Genomic DNA, 898 nt, shown 5'->3' with positions numbered 1-898 from the left:
ATAGGATATAACTAATGATCATTTTTGTACATTTTTATTTTCCATTTTCTGTTCATTGTTATATTATCATTTACACTGTTATCTTATCTTTTGATTCAACTATCGTATTATGGGTACGGATATTTATTATATTATTTGTCATTAGTATCTCCTTTACTCAACTGAAATGATGGTTGTGCTAATTCCCAATTTGCTCTTATATCTTCATCAGAAGGATGTAAGTACATATTCATAGTTGTTTGTATTTGTGAGTGTCCTAATCTCTCTTGTACCTGCTTTATATCCTTTGTAGTCTGATAATATATAGTTGCGTGAGTATGTCTTAAAAGGTGAGCATGAACATCAATACCAGTTTTCTTTTTAAGTCTTTTAAATAAATCACTTACACACGAATAATCTAAAGGCTGACCTTTATTTTTCCCTCTTAGCTTTACAAATACAAAGTTAGTATCTATCTCTAATTCATCTAAAATATCATAAGCATAATCATCAAATAAATCTATTAACTCTTGAGATACATGTATTTCTCTTTCTCCTATTTTTTGACTTGCCCCATTAGATAGTTCACCTCTATCAATCAACTTAATTCTATGTCCTTTGTTGTGGTCAAATATAATATCTTCTATGTATAAGGAAAGGGCTTCGCCTATTCGAAGACCAGTTTCAAACAATAACTTTATTAAAAATTCATCTCTAATATTAGTTGTAGCACTATAGACTTTTTGCATTTCTTCCTTTGTAAGAGTTTTTATTTTGCGTCTTGGCTCTTTTATTTTTAATATATTTTTACTTGTAGATTTATCTTTATTTACATGATACAGAAAGTTGTAAATGTCAATATATTTTTGTATAAAAATTGGAAAATAATTATGTACAATAATTAGAATTTACATTTTAG

1 protein-coding gene is annotated in these 898 nt (G+C 27.3%); it reads right to left on the bottom strand.

Features of this window, described 5'->3' with window-relative positions; genetic code table 11:
• Window positions 1-131: 131 nt before the first annotated feature.
• Window positions 132-752, bottom strand: coding sequence for a tyrosine-type recombinase/integrase (locus HCG76_RS18860; protein WP_311776412.1), 621 nt, complete (start codon window positions 750-752; stop codon window positions 132-134).
• Window positions 753-898: the final 146 nt, after the last annotated feature.

It is taken from the genome of Clostridium sp. K13 (genome assembly GCF_019734195.1).
In the GTDB taxonomy this organism is placed as follows: domain Bacteria; phylum Bacillota; class Clostridia; order Clostridiales; family Clostridiaceae; genus Clostridium.
This window is presented reverse-complemented; position numbering and strand designations above follow the sequence as displayed.